Source organism: Chitinophaga sp. 22308 (assembly GCF_052045305.1).
GTDB lineage: Bacteria > Bacteroidota > Bacteroidia > Chitinophagales > Chitinophagaceae > Chitinophaga > Chitinophaga varians_A.
Genome location: NZ_JBQEOP010000004.1, coordinates 861,479 through 882,551 on the forward strand (window position 1 = coordinate 861,479; position 21,073 = coordinate 882,551).

General features: G+C 50.1%; 13 protein-coding genes. 5 read left to right on the top strand and 8 right to left on the bottom strand.

Annotated features, from left to right (window positions below):
• Positions 1-143: 143 nt before the first annotated feature.
• Together ACTJJS_RS19605 and ACTJJS_RS19610 are read left to right on the top strand one after the other, a co-directional pair.
• Entirely contained in the window at positions 144-2,429 is a 2,286-nt protein-coding gene (locus tag ACTJJS_RS19605) for a TonB-dependent receptor (RefSeq protein ID WP_440664936.1), read from the top strand.
• 10 nt (positions 2,430-2,439) lie between these two features.
• On the top strand, positions 2,440-3,648 hold the full coding sequence (locus ACTJJS_RS19610) for a sialidase family protein (RefSeq protein WP_440664937.1): 1,209 nt from the start codon (positions 2,440-2,442) through the stop codon (positions 3,646-3,648).
• A gap of 73 nt (positions 3,649-3,721) precedes the next feature.
• Here the strand turns inward: ACTJJS_RS19610 and ACTJJS_RS19615 are convergent, their stop codons facing one another.
• The 6 genes from ACTJJS_RS19615 to lnt form a co-directional block, all read right to left on the bottom strand.
• Positions 3,722-3,877: a hypothetical protein gene (locus ACTJJS_RS19615; protein WP_440664938.1), complete on the bottom strand. Its 156-nt coding sequence runs from the start codon at positions 3,875-3,877 to the stop codon at positions 3,722-3,724.
• A gap of 156 nt (positions 3,878-4,033) precedes the next feature.
• On the bottom strand, positions 4,034-4,789 hold the full coding sequence (locus ACTJJS_RS19620) for an SDR family NAD(P)-dependent oxidoreductase (protein ID WP_440664939.1): 756 nt from the start codon (positions 4,787-4,789) through the stop codon (positions 4,034-4,036).
• A 99-nt stretch (positions 4,790-4,888) separates the two neighbouring features.
• On the bottom strand, positions 4,889-6,817 hold the full coding sequence (locus tag ACTJJS_RS19625) for a PKD domain-containing protein (RefSeq protein WP_440664940.1): 1,929 nt from the start codon (positions 6,815-6,817) through the stop codon (positions 4,889-4,891).
• Between the two features lie 153 nt (positions 6,818-6,970).
• Positions 6,971-9,622: a PKD domain-containing protein gene (locus ACTJJS_RS19630; RefSeq protein WP_440664941.1), complete on the bottom strand. Its 2,652-nt coding sequence runs from the start codon at positions 9,620-9,622 to the stop codon at positions 6,971-6,973.
• A 36-nt stretch (positions 9,623-9,658) separates the two neighbouring features.
• A complete protein-coding gene (locus tag ACTJJS_RS19635; RefSeq protein ID WP_440664942.1) occupies positions 9,659-10,450 on the bottom strand; it encodes an alpha/beta fold hydrolase in 792 nt (263 codons plus the stop codon).
• Positions 10,431-12,044 carry an apolipoprotein N-acyltransferase gene (gene lnt / locus ACTJJS_RS19640; protein ID WP_440664943.1) on the bottom strand — a complete coding sequence of 538 codons (1,614 nt, stop codon included), beginning with the start codon at positions 12,042-12,044 and terminating at the stop codon, positions 10,431-10,433. Before lnt ends, ACTJJS_RS19635 begins: the two co-directional genes overlap by 20 nt.
• 751 nt (positions 12,045-12,795) lie before the next feature.
• Between lnt and ACTJJS_RS19645 the strand changes: the two genes are divergently transcribed.
• Positions 12,796-15,849, top strand: a complete 3,054-nt coding sequence (locus ACTJJS_RS19645; protein ID WP_440664944.1) for a SusC/RagA family TonB-linked outer membrane protein — start codon at positions 12,796-12,798, stop codon at positions 15,847-15,849.
• 23 nt (positions 15,850-15,872) lie between these two features.
• Positions 15,873-17,273, top strand: coding sequence for a SusD/RagB family nutrient-binding outer membrane lipoprotein (locus ACTJJS_RS19650; protein WP_440664945.1), 1,401 nt, complete (start codon positions 15,873-15,875; stop codon positions 17,271-17,273).
• A gap of 136 nt (positions 17,274-17,409) precedes the next feature.
• On the opposite strand, the gene guaB is transcribed toward ACTJJS_RS19650, so the two are convergent.
• Both guaB and dprA read right to left on the bottom strand, forming a co-directional pair.
• A complete protein-coding gene (guaB, locus tag ACTJJS_RS19655) occupies positions 17,410-18,882 on the bottom strand; it encodes an IMP dehydrogenase (protein WP_168869994.1) in 1,473 nt (490 codons plus the stop codon).
• 131 nt (positions 18,883-19,013) lie between these two features.
• Positions 19,014-20,114 (bottom strand): DNA-processing protein DprA, encoded by a 1,101-nt coding sequence (gene dprA / locus ACTJJS_RS19660; RefSeq protein WP_440664946.1) that lies wholly within the window; start codon positions 20,112-20,114, stop codon positions 19,014-19,016.
• Between the two features lie 90 nt (positions 20,115-20,204).
• Here dprA and ACTJJS_RS19665 point away from each other — a divergent pair, with 90 nt between their 5' ends.
• Positions 20,205-21,017, top strand: a complete 813-nt coding sequence (locus tag ACTJJS_RS19665) for a 5'-nucleotidase, lipoprotein e(P4) family (RefSeq protein ID WP_440664947.1) — start codon at positions 20,205-20,207, stop codon at positions 21,015-21,017.
• Positions 21,018-21,073: the final 56 nt, after the last annotated feature.

Below are 21,073 nucleotides of genomic sequence, written 5' to 3' on the forward strand. Positions count from 1 at the left end.
CGTCTGCGTGCATGTCCATCCTTTCCGGGCTAAAGTTCCGGACCAGATATCAACAGGCTTTTCGACCGGCCTGATGAAGCCTGGTATTTCCTGACAAACCAAAGATGTGCGCCTGCGAAGGCATACATCCAACTGACGAACTGATGAAACAAATTTATTTACTGCTCATCGCCTGTTTGGCGATGCGGGCAAGTTATGCCCAGGAGCTGGCCGGGCGCGTGGCGGATGCAAGGACAAGGGAAGCCCTGCCCGGTGTAAGCGTGAACCTGATGGCAGCCGGAAAAGGCTGTACGAGTAATGCACAGGGACAGTACACGTTGCCTGCTACAGCAGGCCCTGACTCCCTGAAAATATCCTATGTGGGTTATATCACCCGGAAAATAGCCGCGTCAGCGGCAGCCCAAATGCCGGTCATCTACCTGGAAGCGAGTTCTACCAACCTGAATGAAGTCATCATTTCTTCTTCCAGGGAAAAACAACGGCAAACAGAAGCACCGGTGGCCATCAGCACCATTTCCCCGCAAACACTACAGGAAACCAAAGCCACTACCCTGGATAAAGTGCTCAATAAAGTCAGCGGTGTATACATGGTGGACCTGGGAAATGAACAACATACCATGGCTATCCGTCAGCCTATCGGTTATAAAAGCCTTTTTCTGTATCTCGAAGACGGTATCCCCATCCGCACCGTGGGAGACTTCAACCATAATGCCCTGATAGAAGTCAATATGGCGGCGCTGCGTAATATTGAGGTGATCCGCGGCCCGGCTTCCTCTCTGTATGGCAGCGAAGCCGTAGGCGGTGCAGTGAATTTTATCACGGCAGCGCCTACACTGGTGCCTACTGCGAAAGTGCAGCTGGAAGCCAGTAACTGGGGATATAAACGCACTGATTTCAGTGTGTCCGATACCAAAGGCAAAGCCGGCTTTTATGTAGGCGGTTATTATGCAGACCAGCGGAACGGCTATATGGACCACAGCGACTTTCATAAGCTCGCTGTCACCGCCCGTACAGACGTGCAGCTGAATGAAAATAACAAATGGACGACCACGGCCACACTGGTTAATTATAAAACAGACCAGACGGGCGGCCTCGACAGCACCCATTTCTACGCCAAAGACTATACGAACTTTCAGACGTTCAGCTATCGTGAGGTAAAAGCATTGCGTATCCGCAGTACACTGGAGCATGCCTGGAATACCAGCAATCATACCAGCATGACCGCCTTCTTCCGCCACAGTACCATTGGACAAAACCCTTTTTATGCGATAAAAGATATCCGTAATACCCTGAAGGCGAGAGGAGAAATCAACAGCGATGCATTTTACAGCTATGGGATAATAGCACAGCATAAAAAAGATTTTAACTGGCGGCAAGCATCGCTGATAGCCGGTGTGAGTGCGGATTACAGCCCCGCTACCTATCATGCCGATTACATCGATATCACGAAAAACGCCGCCGGTTATTATACTGGTTATCAGACTACAGACTCCCTGTTGACCAACTACCGGGTGGGGCTGCTGAATACGGCCGTATACACTCAGTTTGCGTTTGCCCCTGTGGAGAACATGCGGGTGGTGGCAGCATTGCGGTACGACAGAATGGATTATAACTTTGATAATTACCTGCCGCCATCTGCCTTTACCGGCGCTCCCAGTGAAAGAAACAATTTTAATGCACTGACGCCCAAGCTGGGGCTGACATATAACCTGCAACACAATCGTGGCCTGTATGCCAACTATAGCAGAGGTTTTGCGCCGCCTAATATTTCCGAGCTGTACAGAGGGGTGAAAGTGCCGGTGCTGAAATCCGCTACCTATGATAACTACGAAGCTGGTGGGTGGTTTGCTTTCGCTCAACAGAAAGGTTATGTGGATGTAAGCATCTACCAGATGAAAGGCACGAATGAAATTGTGAGTGTGCGTGATGCGGACGGTTCTTACACCAACCAGAACGCTGGCGCCACCACACACCGCGGCATAGAATGGAATGCCCGTTATACGCCAGTTAAATCAGTGTTCTTACGTACCAGCGGTACCTATGCGCGTCATATCTTCGACGCCTATACGGAGAATGGAAAAACATACGATCATAATGATATGAATGGTGCGCCTAAATGGATCACCAATACTGAGATCACCTGGAAACCTGTTTTCCTGAAAGGTTTCCGTATTGGCGGCGAATGGCAGCATATCAGCGGGTACTATATGGATGCCGCCAATACGGCCTGGTATAGGGGGTATGATTTGTTTAATATCCGTACCGGCTACCAATGGAAAGGATTTGAATGCTGGTTGAACTGTATGAATGCAGGCGACCAGTTATACGCAACAACAGCAGAAAAATCTGCGTATGGCAAGAGTTATCGTGTAGGTCCCCGGCAGACATTCAATTTTGGCGTGGCTTATACATTTGTTGGCAGGAAATAAAAAAATGTACATGAAAAGAAGAATATTATATATCGCTATTGCTTTGCTGGGAATGGCTTCATGCCGGCCTAAAGACGCGGTGCCGGCAGGTGCGGTGGTGTTGTCGCAGGCGGGTAAGGACGCGTCTTGTCCATATATCACCAAAGACGCCCGGGGGCGTACCGTGATCAGCTGGGTGGAAAAAGACAGCACTGCTGACACCGGCATGATGTATTATGCCGTATCTAACGATAACGGGCATACGTTTTTAGCGCCGGTAAAAATAACTTCCACTGCCGGCGTATACCCTCATGCGGAAAATCTGCCTAAGCTGTTGTTTCAGCCCGATGGCGGTGTCATTGCCTTGTTTGGCGTAGAGCAGCATGATCCGCGGAACAAGTACGCCGGAAAGGTGATGTACGCGGTATCGGCTGACAGTGGCCGTACCTGGGGAGCGCCGGTGCCGCTGGTGACGGATACGGCCGGGTATGATCAGCGTTATTTTGATATGGCTTTGTTGCCCAACGGCGAAGCCGCGGCTATCTGGCTGGACAACCGTAAGGACACCAAAGCAGAGGGTTCCACGCTGTACTGGGCTGTGACGAATGGCAGAAGCGGTTTCCAGGCTGCAAAGCCAATTGCCAATACAGTGTGCCAGTGTTGCCGTACCCGTTTGTATGTGGCCGGCAATGGCGATATCCATGTGGCTTATCGTGATATCATCAACGATTCCATCCGCGACATGGTACACCAGGTGTCTGTGGATGGCGGCAGGTCTTTCAGTGAGCCGGTGCGTATCAGCGCAGATAACTGGGTGGTGAACGGATGCCCGCATACCGGGCCGGCCCTTACAGCCAATAAAAACGGGCTGCATTTTGCCTGGTTTACCATGGGCGGCGGCCAGGGTGTTTTTTATGCTTCTTCAAAAGATAACGGTAAAACCTATACGCAGAAAGAATCGCTGAGCAAGGCTCCGATGGCCAAGCATCCGCAGATCGTGACCATGCCGGACGACCGGGTGGTGATTGTATGGGACGAACCGGTGAAATGGCAGGGTGATTTCCGTAGCCGCATTGGGATAGCGATAAAATCGCCCGAAGGGCAAACGCTTACCAGCAGGGCATTAACGGCAGACAGCGTATACGCCAATTATCCGGTGGCTGGAGCGGTTGACAGCAAAATCATATTAATTGCGTATACCCGTAAGGGTGAGATTGTGTATGAGCGGGTGACCATCTGAATATCAAAATCTCTAAAAGAAAGAGGGCCAGACATTCGTCCGGCCCTCTTTCTTTTGATAATTTCTTACTCAGTCAGCTATAGCTCCAGCTATAACCCTCACTCCAGTCTTTGCGGGATGCCCAGCGGCCATAAGAGCCTCTGCGGGACTTTCCGAAATAAAGGCGCCAATGTGCTTTCCATCTTGGATAATACAGGCGCAGTACGTACATAGTTAAGAACGTAAGCATAGGGATATGGTTTTCAGTAAGAGGATAGTCTTATCGTCTCGAATTTAGTCTGATGATGGCATTGGTATAAATTTTTTACACATAGGGCATGTAAAAAATATATTAATGATTTCAAATATAGAAAAACGCACTTAACTATGTACTCACATAAACGTGTTAATTTTTATCTATATAATAAGCGTTGGCCTGTTGTAGTGGTGTTAACACCAGGTCATTGATACACACATGCGGCGGCAGCGACGTACAGTAATACACTACATCGGCCACATCTTTGGCGCTCAACGGGATAAAGCCTTTATACACGTCTTTCGCTTTGTCTTCATCGCCTTTAAAACGTACCAGGGAGAACTCTGTTTCAGCCGCACCGGGATGGATGGCGGTCACCTTGATCCGGTAAGGCAGCAGGTCTATCCGCATGCCCTGTGTGATGGCGTCTACAGCGGCTTTGGAGGCACAATACACATTGCCTTTGGCATATACGTGTTTGGCGGCGGTAGAACCGATATTGATAATATGGCCGTGAGTACGGGCACGCATCCACGGAATCACCACACGCGATACGTACAGCAGGCCTTTTACATTGGTGTCCATCATATTGTTCCAGTCATCCAGGTCTCCTTCATCAATGGTGCTGAGGCCCGCGGCCAGTCCGGCATTGTTGACCAGTATGTCTACCGCTTTCCATTCTTCTGGAATACCATGCAGTGTTTCCTGTACGGCCTTTTCATCGCGTACATCGAAATTCAGCGCCAGCACATTGGCGCCGTACTCCTGTGATAACTGTGTCTGTAAAGCCTCCAGCCTCTCTTTGCGCCGGCCGGTGATGATCACATCATATCCTTTTGAAGCAAATGTTTCTGCGCATGCCTGGCCAAAACCAGCGGTAGCACCTGTGATAAGAACGATTCCCATAATATCTGATTGATGGCGCTCACCAATAGGTGAATGCCTGTTGAAACAATACTGTAAAATTAGCGTGATATTGCCTAAAAACGATACTTTTTCCGATAGTCAACGGATGAGCGTGACAGTTCCCTTTTTTAGGATCTCCCGGCCGTTAAAATCAGTGCCCTGCAATATCCAGAGATAGGTGTCCACCGGAGCGGGCATTCCCCTGTAAGTGCCGTCCCAGCCGCTTCGGAAGTCGGTGGAGGAATAGATTTCCTGTCCCCAGCGGTTAAATATCCGGAAGAATTTATAATTGACGATGCCCACGGGGATAAAGCGGAAGCGGTCATTAACACCATCGCCATTAGGCGTAAAAGCGTTAGGGATGTACATCTCCGGACCGGTATAATATTTTACGCTGACGGTATCGTACCCGGTACAGCCCTGCTGATTGGATACCCGCAGCACATAAGTTATATCCTTGTTATAGTTCAGCAACGGGTGCGCTATGCCGGGATCGCTCAGGCCATCGGAAGGCTGCCAGGAATAAAGATCGCCGCCGCTGCCCTGCATGACCATGGTCTGTCCTTTGGCCAGAATGGTATCATTACCGGCAAAGGGAAATACTTCGTATATGCGTATGCTTTGGGTGACCGTTTTATCGCATTGTTTATCGGTATGTAGTGTGAGGGAAACGGTGTACAGGTTGCCTTTATCGAACCGGTGCGCGATGTCGCGGGTATTGCCGGTGACCAGTACACTGTCAGCTATGCCAAATTCCCAGGTGCGGCTGATAATATTGCCCCAACGGTAAGAAGATGTGTCGCTGAAGTTGATGGGGTCTCCCTTGCAAACCCCGCTGCTGATAAAGCCAGCCCGTAACCCGGGATAGTTGTGTACTTCTCCGGTAATACTGTCGCTGCAGGAGAGGTGAGGATTGACCACCAGTTTTACTTTATATACACCGGTGTCGGGATATTGATGAAAGAAAATAGTTTTGCTGTCTGTGGTGGTGTCTGTACCATCTCCGAAGGCCCAGTAATAGGAAGACGTGTAACCCGCCACGCTGTAATTGGGGAATGCCACCTGTAGCTCGGGTGATTCAGCACAGTTGTTGAGCACCGACGGAAAACCGGCTACAATCCTGGTAGTGCAGTCAAATACCGTGAGCAGGATATCTTTGCTATGGGTGCCCAGTAATCTTTTGGTCACCCTGTCAAACTCGTTCACACATACCGTGACCACAAATTTGCCCGGCCTGTCGGGCGTACAGGTGATCATGCCCTGGTTATCGATGGTAATGGCCGGGCTGCCGCCCATCGGGTTGGCACCTGAATACGGTGGGATGTACCGTACCGTGGCATTGTAGGGCGGAGGGGTGGTGGAATTGGTTTCATTGTTCACTGTACCATCTGTCAATGCACTGCAGAGATGATAGGTCAGGCTATCGCCATCTTCATCAAAGGCGGCATAGTTTATTTTGAACGGCATCTTATTGCAAATCACGATAGCGGAGTCCTTGTTGAAATAGGCGCTGTTGTTGTTAGGCCTGGATTCCGTACCTGGAATGATGGTATAATAAGTAGAGCCTTCATGTTCGGAATCGTATATATTGGTTAGTTTCTCTCCCCGGCAGCAGCGTTGTGACGCCACGTAATACCCTCCGGGGATGGGCGCCAGGTCTATAGTGGCAGTATAAAAGGCTACCTCCAGGTGTTGCGCCTGTGGTGCAAGGCAGGGGTTTTTAAGTGTATCGATGAGAGGTACTACTTTACTGATATAAAGGTATACCGAAGAGATTACGCGGGTGCCATTGGCAGTGTACACGTTGGCCGCTACCGGGTTTTCAAACCTGTCAATACAACCCTGCCGGTCGCCGCAGGTAAAGTCTGCGTCACGGTATAGTTTAAGGGTGATGAGATAATGGTAGCGGGAATTATCTCCACTCATACCTATCGTCTTGTAATAAATTTCGCCACCAATGATGTGGTAGGCGGCTGTGTGGAGATGAAACAAACAGCAGCCAAGTACCAGTAACAGGGTGCTCTTCATATTTCGGGGTACTGCTATCTGAATTTAACAAAAAAAAAGCAGACCCGGTTCAGTCGGATAAGGTATTATTTCCCGGTACTACAGAGGGTTTGAGGTGAGTTGATTATATGCAATTAAATATCGGAATACCTAATGAGCTACCTGTCAGCAGATTTATCTGATAAGTGTGACAGTGCCTTTCCGGAGCACAGTTTTTTGGTTGATGTCCCTGCCTTGTACCACCCATACATAAGTGCCTACAGGCGCAGGCTGACCATTAACCCTGCCATCCCATCCTTTCATATAGGTGGTATTGTCGTACATCAGTTTTCCCCAGCGGTCAAACACGCGGAAGAAATCCATTTGCACCATGCCTACCGGTATCGGCCGGAATACGTCGTTCAGCCCGTCGCCATTCGGTGAAAAGGCATTAGGGATATAGATTTCCGGGCCTGCAATAAAACGGATGAAGATATCGTCGGTACCGGTACATCCTTCCTGGCTGTAGGCTGTAACGGTATAGGTAACGTCACGGTTGATCAACGTCACCGGATTAGGGAGATTAGGATTGTTTAAACCGGTGACCGGTGTCCACGTATACCGCACGCCTCCGGTAGCCTGTAACTGGAACGGTACATTGAGCATGACGATCGTGTCGTTACCTGCAAACGCATGTACCTGGGGCACTACCTTCACCAGCACACTGGCGGTCACTTTTTTAGGGCACCCCAGTGTATCCGTCACCGTTACCGTAAAGCGGGTAGTGTCAACGGGATAGGCAAAAGTATTGGGCAGGGCAGGGTCTTTCACATAGAAGGACGGGCTCCATCTGTAAGAAGAGCCGCCTTCGGCCCGCAGGAGAACGGGCATACCGAAACAGATGGTGGTATCCGGGTAGGCGACGGCTTTCGGCGGATCCACGACTTTCAGGCTAACGGTATCGGCGGTAAAACATTTCCCAAGGCTGGCCAGCACCCTGTAGGTCTGCTGCGGAGGCGCCGGCGTCACAAATGCATCTATCAGATTGCTGACCACCTGGTTGCCACCCAGGTTGGTCCACTGATACGCATAGGCGCCGTCTGTTTTTACGGAGAGATGGACTTCATCACCGGTACAAACGGTGCTGTCGCCGGGCACTGTCTGTATCAGCAGCGAGTCTTTTACGTCTACCGCTACTCTTTTTTCGTTGGTGCATCCCTGTTGGTCGGTGAACTTAACGGTGTAAGCCGTGTCTACCTTGGGAAATACGATGGCATTGGGCGTATTGGGATTCAGTATTTTATAGTTGTCCGGTGTCCATTGGTAGGTGCCGGGCATATCGGAAGCGGCCCACAGATGCAGGCTGTCCCTGTAGCAGAGCAGCGTATCAGCAGTGGCGCTGAACGGCGGCCGGTCGTATACGGTAAACGGATGGACGATATTTTTTTCGCAGCCTACGGTAGAACGTACAAACAGTTGCACATTATAGGTGCCTGGTTGTTTGTACTGGAACCGGGGAGCGGGCGTGTTGGTGGTATCATCGGCATTGCCGGTGCCGAAATCCCATTTGTAGTAGGATACCAGGCCGCGGTCTACCCGCGTTACATCCGGCGTGAATGCAGAGGGTTTTTCGGTGCATAGGCCGGCAACGCTAAAGTCCGGATCAAATTTTGGATAGGCGTATACGGTAGCCAACGCGCTGTCGCCACAGTTACTGTCTTTGTCCACCCACAGTTTTACGTGATAGGTGCCTTCCTGGGCATAGGTATGTGGAAGAGGGTCAGGGGAAGTGACTGTCAGCAGCGGTGTGCCGTCACCAAAATCCCAGGTGTAGGGTTTGCCTAAGGTGCTGTTATTGATGAAGGTGATGGTAAGGCTGCTGCAGTCGGCGTATTTTTCCGGCATGGCGGCAGTCACCAGTTTTACACAGGTAGTCACCGTGATATGAAAGTCCTTGCGGAGGGTGCCTATTTTTTTCCCGTTGCGGTATTCATTGACGCAGACGGTCACCACGTATTTCCCGGCGGCGGGCGCGGTACCGGAGATCATACCGGTTTTGCGGTCGATGGTGACTTTAGCGCCCAGGGGGGACTGACCGCTGAAAGGGGAAACGTATTGCACAAAATCATAGGGAGGATTCTCTGCCATAGGAGGGATACCGTTTTGCGGCGTCAACGCACCGCCTTTATAAGCATCACAGAATTCATATTCCAGCTGGTCGCCGTCGATGTCCGATGCGGAAAAATCGTATTCGAACTTTTTGTCGGCGCATACCAGGATGGCTTCTTCTTTATTGAAAGCGGGGCTGGAGTTTTTTACGGTGTTGGTCACAGGATCTACTGCGCCGCTGGCGGTGCCGGGGATTTCTGCGAAATAGGTGGCGCCGGTACCGCGGTCGGTAGATCCCTGAATAGGTTCGGCCACTATATTCATCATAAAAGGATCACGGCAGCAGCTCTGGAAGGCAATCGTGTATCCTTTTTCGTTACTGGGCAACGTGATGGTGGTTTCATAGGTACCTACCTGGAAACAGATTTTAGGCGGGTTGACGATGCAGGGATCTATCTGGGTGGCTGATTTAACTTCGAAGGCGGTGCGGTCAATCGGGTATTGGGCCACATAGCCGTTGTCTTTTTTATCGAAAGACGCCAGGATAACGCTCCTGGGCATTTCCGCAATGCGTTCGCCGGTTTCACAGATGCGGTATAGCTTCAGTGTCACCTGGTAGGTGTTCATGCCGCTTTCGGACCGAAGTAGTTTATAGAAAATCTGGCCGCCGATAATATGGCTGGCATACACAGGAAGGGTGCATACAAAACATATCAGGAGAAGAGTTATTTTCTTCAAAACAGGGCGATTTTGGTTGTGGTGATAAAAGTCTTGTCAAAGTTGACAGAACTCCACGAACTGCTGCAAGACCAGGTTGGCGGTTTCATATATTTCCCACATGCCCATATGTCCCACTTCATCAAAAATATGAATGCTGCTTACCCTGGGGAGGGTTATCTGCGGCAATATGATGTCTGTCGGTACGGCTGCATCATCTTTCCCGATGATGAACAGCACAGGTGTCGTTGTGTTTTTGAGTATGCTGGTGCGGTCCGGGCGCTGCATCATAGCTTCATAGTAGGCTATCATGGCTTCACTGGAGCACTGCATGCCCATTTGTACATAGGCGTCTGTACGGCCAGGCTGCGCGGTTTTGAACTTTGGGCTGAACATATTGGGCAGTGTTTGTCTGGCAAATGTTTCAGCGCCATATTGTTGTATCATCCGGATGGATTTTCCCCGGGCTTCTTTTTTCTCTTCGGTGTCTGCGGTGGCGGTAGAGTGGAACAGCCCCAGTCCCTGTACCAGCTGCGGGTATTTCTCCAGGAACGCGAGGGCTACATAGCCGCCCATGGAGTGACCGATGATCGTTGCTTTATCCACATTTTCGGCTAACAGGATGGCATACACGTAATCTGCCATGGATTCCATGGTCAGTGGTGTTGTCAAAGGTACATTTCCCGCACCCGGAAGATCGGGGATGATAACGCGGAAGCGGTCTTTAAGATAGGCCTGCTGGATGTCCCAGATATGGGCGTTTTCTGCAAAACCGTGAATGAGCACTATCACCGGGCCGCTGCCCTGGTCCTCGTATTGGCTGTTTCCGTTATCCGTTGTTTTCCGCATGTCTTAAGCCGGGAATAAATCGTGAAATAAAAGCATGTAGCAGCAACAAGATACAAAATATTACCGCTCCTTTGGACAGAAGATCGCCATTTCTGACATAGAACGTTTGTTCCCGCCTGGGAGTTACATCCGCCTTAAAAACGGCTTCTTCCCAGTAGGGTTGCGGTTGGTACACGTTGCCTGCGGGATCTATCACCGCGGAGATGCCGGTGTTGGCGCTTCTCACTACCCATTTGCGGGTTTCGATGGCACGTATGCGGGCATACTGCAGATGTTGCCGGTGACCTTCGGTACGGCCCCACCAGCCGTCATTGGTGATCACCATCAGCAGGTCGGCGCCGGATTTGGTATGGTCGGCCACGTAATCACTGAAAACAGACTCATAACAAATAGTAGGGAATATATTGATGCTGTCTGCCGGGTTGGTCAGCAGGGTAACGCCGGGCGTGCGGCCATAGCCTCCGGTGATGCCGCCAAAATCCAGCGCCAGTGTTTGCATGAAAGAGAGGTACCGTACATAGGGTATTAACTCTACGCCAGGCACCAGTTCATATTTATGGTAAACCTGGATGTTTTGCGAGGTGTCAATTTGCAGGGCGGTGTTGAATGGTTCCCATGCGGTACCGTCTTCCATGCGGCGGGCGGTGGCAGGTACCTCCTCTGGTTCGCGGTACTGTTTCATGGTCACAGCACCGGTGATCACTTTGGCTTTGGGGTATCGCTGCAGCATGCGGCGGATGGCCTGTATCTCAGGCTGGTAGTTCAACTGGTGTTCCCAGGCGCCCTGGGGGAACAGGGCCGTTTCCGGCCATACGATATAACGGGTATTACTGTCTGCTTTGGATTCCGAAAGACGGATGAACTTTTCCAGTTGCTGCATCACAGAGCTGGCCGTAAACTTTTCATCGTAGGGATCAATGTTGGGCTGCACCACTACCACACCGATTTTTTGTGCCGGGTTGTCCGGAGTGGGATGAATGAATGTGGAACAGAGCAGGGGCAGCAGGATGATCACTGCCGGTTTCCATATTTCCTGGCGGAGCAGCTGGTCCCAGCTGAGGTCGTATATCCGTGCCCGTTTCCATACCTGGTAGATGGTGATATTGGCCAGCAGCACCCAGAGGGTGCCGCCGCTGGCGCCGGTAAACTGGTACCATTGTATCCATCCCGGCCGCAGGGCGAAGGCGTTGCCCAGTACCAGCCAGGGCCAACTTAGTTCCCATGTCTGATGTATCAGTTCAAACGTGAGCCAATATACGATCAGGGCAAAATAAGACATCGTTTCCGGCAGGCGCCGGCGGCTGTTTTTGTAGGCCAGCCAGGGAATGCTCATCAGCAGGGCATTAAAGCTGTTGGCAAATACGCCGCTGGCCGGTACGGTGGTGTTGCCCACCCACCAGGTGGTGGCCACGTTCCATATCAGCAAAGAGAAAAATATCCATCCGAAATATTTTCCCCTGTGATGTACTTTTTCAGTCAGGTATAATAATGGTGTGAAACCAATGAAGACCAGCGGGGTCAGAGGCATGGTAGGCCAGGCCAGCCATAACAACAGGCCGCTGAAAATACTGCAGAGAAAAGCGGATAATTTCATGATCGGATATAAATCAAAACAGGGGCGAAGATAAGGAAAGCACCCGCGCTATTTTAAGTAGATTTTAATGATTTAATTCAATATTAAAACGGACATTTATTATAAGTACAAGATAAAAAAAGTGAAAAGTTCTTGATAAGTAGAGAATATAGATTATAAAAAATCATATATATCTGCTCTTGAAAAGTTTAACAATTTTTTCATAATTTAGGCCATTCGATGATACATATCGGACTGATCGCATAAAAAGTATGTCACTGTCCACAACGCGTTTATAAAGTCAACTGGAGAGCCGTAGAAAGGAACGATGAAATGCAGGGCTGCAGGACGCAGCCATCAACCGAAGCAGTGGAACTTGTTAGAGTTAATGAAGGAAAGACGCAGGCTGGGCGTCATTATTTTCCAGCCAGGTTACGTTACCTTACTCGTGAAGCGACGATATAGGCCCGGTCCTCCCGGACCAGGTTTCCAATATTGTGCTTAAAAGGTTTTTGCATCATCTAAATCAAAAAAAACAACATCTAATCTAAAACAGCGACCAATTATCTGAACACTTAAGCCAAGTGCTTACCTAAAAACACCATTTTCCCGGATCATCACTGTCACATAACTGGCACTACGTCCCGGATCAGGATTTTATTGTCTACTAAAACCTTTTAGTGTGTATAACTATAATGGCTATACGAACTAAGAGCTGGCTATGCCATTGTTATCTGGTATCAGAAATCATCTTTCAAAATCTAAATTGCTCATGAAGAAAGGGTTATTCCTTTGGTTGTTCGTGACCATCTGTATGCTGCAGGCATATGCGCAAACACGGACCATTACCGGTAAAGTAACCGACGCAAAGGACGGTTCTCCCTTGCCTGGTGTAAACGTACTCATTAAAGGCACCTCCAAAGGCACCATTTCCGGACCGGACGGAAATTTCAAACTGGAAGCACCTGCGGGAGCTTCCCTCATTTTCTCATTTGTGGGATATGCCAATCAAACAGTGGCAGCGGATGCCAGCGGCAGCCCGCTCGTAGTTAGACTGACTGGCAGCAACCAGTCACTCAATGAATTAGTGGTAACGGCATTGGGCATCAAACGCGACAAACGTACGCTCACGTACGCTACCCAGGAAGTGAAAGGAGCCTCCATCGTGGAAGCTAAACAAAACAACCTGGTGAATGCATTGTCTGGTAAAGTGGCCGGTGTACAAATCACCAACTCCAGCGGTATGCCCGGTAGCTCCGCCAGGATCGTGATCCGCGGTAACAGCTCCCTCACCGGTGAAAACCAGGCCCTCGTGGTAATCGACGGTATCCCTATGGATAACGGCGAAGCTGGTAACCCTGACGGCGCCCTCAGCGGTGGCGGTACCTCCAACCGTGCTGCTGACATCGATCCCAACATCATCGAAAGCATCAACGTGCTGAAAGGTTCCGCAGCGACTGCCCTCTATGGCTCCGCAGCGGCTAAAGGCGCGATCATCATCACCACCAAAAACGGCATGGGCGCCGGCGCCGGCAAACCTACGGTATCCGTAAGCTCCAGCTACTCCTTCGAGAATCCTATCCTGCCTAAGTTCCAGGATAAATACGCGCAGGGGTCCGGTGGTAAATATGTAAACGGTAACGCCGGTCAACTGGGCTCTGCTTCCTGGGGACCACTCATCGATACCCTGAAAGTAGGCGGTGTGCCTGTTCAGAAAAGAGATAACATCAAAGACTTCTTCCGTACAGGTCATACTACCGATAACAACGTGTCTGTAAGCGGTTACTCCGATAAGTCCAACTACCTGGTGTCCTACTCTTTCGTGAAAACAGATGGTACCATGCCTAACACCGATTATTCAAGGCATGCGCTGTTTGCTAAATATGGTATCGAGCTGGCTAAAAACCTGCGCCTCACCACACAGTTCAACTACATTCACTCTGACAACGACCGTCTGCTGGAAGGTAACGGCCTCGCAAATCCACTGTGGACCGTTTATGCAGCGCCTATCTCCTGGAACCCGTTCCCGACCACTAAAGCCGACGGTTCCCAACAGGTTTACCGCGCTGCCCGTAACAACCCTTACTGGCTCGTAGACAACACCGGTCTGACAGATAAAGTGAACCGTATCATCCCGGTGATCAACCTGTCTTACTCTCCGCTTTCCTGGTTGACCATCACCGAAAGATTCGGCGCCGATATGTATGTGAACAATACCGACTACCATGAAAATATGGGTATTATCGGCTCCAAATCTGTTGATGGCAGACTATACAAACGCGATATCCAATACCAGCAGTTCAACCATGACCTGATTGTGCAGGCGCATAAAAACTTTGGTACTGACTGGACCACTGACGTGATCCTGGGTAACAATATCCTCTCCAACTACAATAACAACAACTATGTGGAAGGCGTGGGCCTGTCTGTTCCCGGTCTGTACACAGTGGCCAACACCAGCAATGTGACTTCCAGCTATTACCTGTATAAATCCAGGAAAGTGGGTTTCTATGCACAGGCAAACGTAGAATGGAGAAAAATGCTGACACTGGCTGTGACCGGCCGTTACGACGGTACTTCCGTATTGTCTAAAGACAAACAGTTCTACCCTTACGGTTCTGTGAGCGGCGGCTTTATCTTCACCGAAGCACTGGGCATGTCTAACAACAAAATCCTGAACTTTGGTAAAGTGAGAGTGTCTTACTCTGCCGTAGGTAACGATAACGTAGGTCCTTACAGCTTAACCACTCCTTACATCAAAGCGTCTGTGGGTAACATCAATTTCCCCTTCCAGGGTCAGAACGGTTATCTGCAAAGCACCACCTATGCTTACCCGCTTAAAAACGAAAGCGTAAAAGAATTTGAAGTTGGTCTCGAAACCAAATTCTTCCAAAACAGGGCCGGCCTGGAAGTAAGTTACTTCGATAGGAAAAGTGCCGACCTGCTGACCACCAACACACCGATTTCCGGTGCTACCGGTTATCCTGCTGCCAGCATGAACTCCGGCGACATGCGCAACAAAGGTGTGGAAGTAGTATTGAACATTACACCGATCAAAACCAAAAACCTGACATGGGACATCGGTGTGAACTATACCAAAATTGACAACAAAGTTACCAGGCTGGCGCCAGGTCTCAACAGCATCTTCCTGGCAGGTTTCACCACACCGGGTATCTATGCCTTTGCTGACCAGGCTTATGGCGTGATTATGGGCACCCACTTCAAACGTAACGACGCCGGCCAGATGCTGCTGAGCGATGATGGTTATCCGCAAGTGGCTGATGATATTGCTCCTATCGGCCACGTAACACCGAAATGGCTGGGCGGTCTTACCAGTACCCTCACCTGGAAAGCGTTTACTTTCTCCTTTGTGCTCGATCACAAACATGGTGGCGACATCCTCAACCTGGACAACCACTACCTGCTGTTCTACGGTACGCCTAAGGTTACCGAAAACCGCGGTACCAACGTGGTATTCCCTGGTCTGATAGAAAGCACCCAGAAACAGAATACACTGTCTGTTCCGTTAACACAGGCTTACTACGCCAACATCTATTCCGCTGCTGATGAAAGCTCTATCGAGGACGGTTCTTTCCTGAAATTAAGACAGGTATCACTGGGTTACAATTTCGGTCATATGCTGAAAGGAACACCTTTTAAATCACTGGCAGTGAATGTTACCGGTACCAACTTTATCCTGCATAAAAACTATACCGGTTCCGATCCTGAAGTGAGCCTTAACGGTAGCGGCAATGGTCAGGGCTTCGCCAACTTCATGGTGCCTTCCAACCATACCGTGATCATCGGTTTAAAAGCAACCTTTTAGTAGTATTTAAAAGCATAACAATCATGAGAAGATTACATATAGCCACCATATTTTTAAGCACCGTGCTGTTGGGTAGCGGCTGTAAAAAGTTCCTGGACGTCAACAAGGACCCTAATAACCCGATGGAAGTATCAGAGAAACTGATCCTTCCGCCAGTGGAAGTGACAGTGTCCACACAGGTAGTAGGCGGCTTCAATGGCGTAAACGGCGCTTATTGGATGCAGCAATTGTCCCAGAACCAGCCATCACCTGGTCAGGAAACCTACCGTATTTTCCCGGTAGATGTGGACAACACCTGGACTTTCTACATTTATCCCAACATTCTCAACAACCTCCGGTTGATGATGGACCAGGCCAGAGCTGCCGGTCATAACGAATACATGGCGATCGGTAAAACGCTGTTTGCCTTCAACCTGGCTATTGCTACTGACGTGTGGGGCAACGTGCCTTACACCGAAGCGATGAAGCTGCCGGCTATTTCCCGTCCGAAATACGACAGCCAGGAATCTATCTACCAGGCATTACAGTCTACACTTGACAGTGCCATCTATTTTGCCAGTCAGCCGAAAAGCGCTGTGGCTCCCGGTTCAGACGACTACATCTACCAGGGTAATATGGCCAAATGGAAAAAACTGGCTTACATGCTGAAAGCCCGTTTTTATCTGCGCCTGACCAAAGCGCCCGGCCATACGGCCGCTGCACAGGCAGATCTCGCCCTGGCGGCGCTGGCCAATGCTTTTGCTGATAACAGCGATAACGCTACGGTGTCTTACACCGGCGCTGCGCAGGCAGAAAGCCCCTGGTTTAAAAACACAGAACCAGGCGCCGGCGGCGTAGTGATGAACAAAACCTTCGTCGATTTCCTGAAAAGCAATAATGACCCGCGTCTGCCAATCATCGCTACCACCGATGCGGATGGCGGTTATACCGGCCGTACGCCGGGTGCCACTACTGTTCCCGATCCGACCGTATTGTCCCAGGTGAACAGCTTCTATGCATCCGCTGATGCGCCTTTGTACCTCGCTACTTACACAGAAGCAATGTTCATCAAGGCAGAAGCTACTTTCCTTAAATCCGGCGCCGCTGCTGCCACACCGGTTTACCAGGCCGCTATCAAAGCGCACATGGACATGCTGAAAGTAGGCGCAGCTGATGCACAGGCTTATATCAACAGCCGCCCCGCACTCACAGATGCCAATGCTTTACAGCAGATCATCTATGAAAAATACGTGGCAGGCTTCCTCTCTATCGAAACCTACAATGACTGGAGACGTACCGGTTATCCGCAGCTGTCACTGCCGGAAAATCCATTCGTGAACTACATCCCGAGAAGATGGCCTTATCCTTCCAATGAAATCCTGGCTAACCCGCAGCCGGACCAGAAGGTGACCACCGCTGACCGTGTATGGTGGGACGCGAAATAATTACGAATTAGGAATTACGAATTACGAATTAAAAAGCGAAGACCTGAGCAATATTATATGCTCAGGTCTTCGCTTTTTAAATTAGTATAAACTTCGCGTAATAATTCGTAATTCGTAATTCGTAATTCGTAATTGATTATCGGCTATAGTTCGGTGCTTCTTTGGTGATCACCACATCGTGCGGGTGGTTTTCTTTCACGGTAGCAGCAGTGATTTTCACAAACTGTGCAGCTTGCAGGGCTTTCACGTCTTTAGAACCGGTGAGTCCCATACCTGCGCGCAGACCGCCAACAAATTGCTGGATAACTTCAGACAGGTAGCCTTTGTAAGGTACACGGCCTACGATGCCTTCCGGGACCAGTTTCTTGATATCGTCTTCATCCTGGAAGTAACGGTCTTTACTGCCTTCCTGCATGGCTTCGATAGAGCCCATGCCACGGTAGGATTTGAATTTACGGCCTTCGTAGATGATGGTTTCTCCGGGGCTTTCTTCCACACCGGCGAAGATAGAACCCGCCATGATACAGGAAGCACCGGCAGCGATAGCTTTTACCATGTCACCGGTATAACGGATACCGCCATCAGCGATTACCGGGATGCCCAGTTTCTTCAATGCTTCAGAAGCTTCCAGGATAGCCGACAGCTGAGGGAAACCAGCGCCGGTTACGATGCGGGTGGTACAGATAGAACCTGGCCCTACACCTACTTTCACTGCGTCAGCGCCCGCCTGTGCCAGTGCCAGCGCACCTTCTGCGGTAGCAACGTTACCAGCGATCACCTGCAGTTTAGGGAATGCTTTCTTTAATTTTTTGAGCGTATTGATCACGGCGATAGAGTGACCATGGGAGCTGTCCAGGCAAACGACGTCAACACCTACATTGATGAGGGCCTGGGCGCGGTCCAGTACATCGGGGGTAATGCCCAGTGCAGCACCTACCAGCAAACGGCCAAATTCATCTTTTACGGCATTGGGATAGCTGGTGAGCTGCAGAATGTCGCGATAAGTGATCAGGCCAACCAGTTTACCTTGTTTGTTAACAACCGGCAGCTTTTCAATTTTATATTGCTGAAGGATTTTTTCCGCCTTTTTCAGATCGGTGCCTTCTGGTGCTGTGATGAGTTTTTCACTGGTCATAACTTCAGCTACCAGGCGCTTTTTGTTTCTCTCGAAACGCAGGTCCCTGTTAGTCAGAATACCAACCAGTTTGTTATTGTCATCGATAATGGGAATACCACCAATGCCGTTTTCTTTCATGAGCTTCAGCGCCTGGCCAATAGTGGCATCGGCCTTCAGGGTAACGGGGTCCATAATCAGACCGCTTTCGCTGCGTTTTACCCTTCTTACCATCTCCGCTTGTCTTTCGATGCTCATGTTTTTATGGAGAATACCTATACCCCCTTCTCTCGCCAGCGCGATAGCCAGATTGGCTTCTGTCACAGTGTCCATAGCCGCTGATACCATCGGAATGTTCAGACGTATGTTCTTGGTGAGTTGCGTAGAGATGTTTACTTCTTTAGGCAGAACTTCGCTGTAGGCCGGCACGAGGAGCACGTCGTCAAAGGTAAGGCCGTCAGCTACAAATTTGGGTTTAGATTTTCCCGCAGGCATGATGCAATTATTAATCAGTTAAAAAATAATTGCACGCAAATGTAGCTCTATTTTGCCAATAAATAAAATATTCACCACCAGCAGCACCCTGATCGCATGTTAATATTACGTTATTAACCCTGACCGCGGACTTATATAATCAGCTCGTAACGCTGTCCGGGCAAGCTTTTGAGCACTGTTTGCATTTCAAGCCTGAACAACGCTTCCGCCACCTGGCTACCGGTAAGGCCGGTCAACAGATACAATTCTTCTACGTGCCGTGGCGACTTCTCCCGGAATAACAACAGCAGTTTTTGTTCATTGTCTGACAATTGTAAAAACAATTCCCTTTGGACCGCCGCTGGCTTTGACTTTTCTTCCCATCCCATCATTTGTAATACATCCGCCGCTCCGGTGATCAACATGGCTTTATTATTTTTTATCAGATGATTACAGCCCGCTGCCAGTGGATCATCTGCCCGTCCGGGGATACAAAACACGTCCCGGTGGTAGCCGCTGGCCAGATCTGCCGTGATCAGCGAACCTCCCTGTAGCCCGCTTTCTATCACCACGGTGGCGTCACAGATACCAGCCACAATACGGTTGCGCTTGGGGAAGTTCTGCCTGTCAGGCAGGTGCCCGCTCATAAAATCGGTCAGCAACCCGCCCTGTGCCATCATGGCCACTGCCGTGCCTTTATGGGCAGCCGGATAGATACGGTCCAGCCCATGCGCCAACACGCCAATAGTAGGCGTACCGGCCTGTAAAGCGGTTTCGTGGGCCAGTACATCAATACCATAGGCCAGCCCGCTGACAACGGTCACCTGCGCGGCAGCCAGCTCTTCCGTCAATTGCCGGCAAATACGCCTGCCATAGGCCGATGGCCTCCTGGTGCCCACCACACTCACCATACGCTTGGCATTCAGCGAAGCAGCGCCTTTAAAATATAACAGCACGGGACTGTCATAACAGTGATGCAGCCGCTGTGGATAGTCCGGGTCTGTACAGAACAATGCCCGGATACCATACCGCTCCATAAAAAGTATCTCTTTCTCAGCTTCGCTGAAATCGCGGAAACTGCGGATGGCATTGGCCCTGATACTGCCCACTGTTTCGATGCGTTCCAGCTCCCGCCGCCGCGCACGGAAAATATCACCGGCACTGCCAAATGTCTCCAGCAGCTTACGAATAATCACATCGCCAATTAAAGGAATACGGGTTAAAGCTATCTGGTATAGCAACTCCTGGGGCATAACAAACAATTTCCTTTTAAATTACGATTTTCCCGTCAGCACACATGTTGCCGGAACCATTTATTTTTGCAGTCAACAACAGTAATTTTTATGATGAAAAGGTTATGGACAGGTACACTGCTGCTGGGAATGCTGGCCTGTAAAACAACAACGCCGGTAGCTGTACAAACACCCGCTGCCCCGGCTACGCAACTCACACCTTACGGCCCCGCATGGGCTGCCTTGTGGCAACAGCAGTCGGGCGAATACAAGGCCCTGTGCCTGCAAGCCTATCAGCTGGCTGCTTTGCGGCTCGATCAGTACCTGGCGCAACCCCATCATCTGCCACTGGCGGTCGTAACAGATATCGATGAAACAGTGCTCGATAACAGTCCCTATTCGGTACACCAGGCGCTTAACGGCAAAAGCTATGATGAGAAAAGCTGGATGGAATGGACTGCTAAAGCCATGGCTGATACAGTGCCCGGCGCTCCCAACTTCTTTAAATACGCAGCTGCCAAAGGCGTGAAAGTATTCTATATCACCAACAGACTGGAGGCTGAAAGGGCCGCTACGCTGAAAAACCTGCAACGCTACGGCTTCCCTGACGCAGATGATCAACACCTGCTGCTGAAAACCGCTGGCTCCGGTAAGGAACCCCGCCGCCAGCAAGTGTTGCAGCAGTATGAGATTGTGCTGCTATTCGGGGATAACCTCAGCGACTTCGCCGCCGCTTTCGATAAAAAACCTGCTGCGGAAAGAAATAGTACAGCCCTGCAATCCGCTGCCAGCTTCGGTAGCCGGTATATCGTGCTGCCCAATCCGATGTACGGCGACTGGGAGGGGGCATTGTATAACTATCAATATAAACTCACGCCCCAACAGAAAGACAGCGTGATGAAAGCACAACTGCGGAACTATTAAAATATTTACGGATTTTTTGATTTCGTGTGTTGATAAAAGCGAAGACCGAAGTAGGT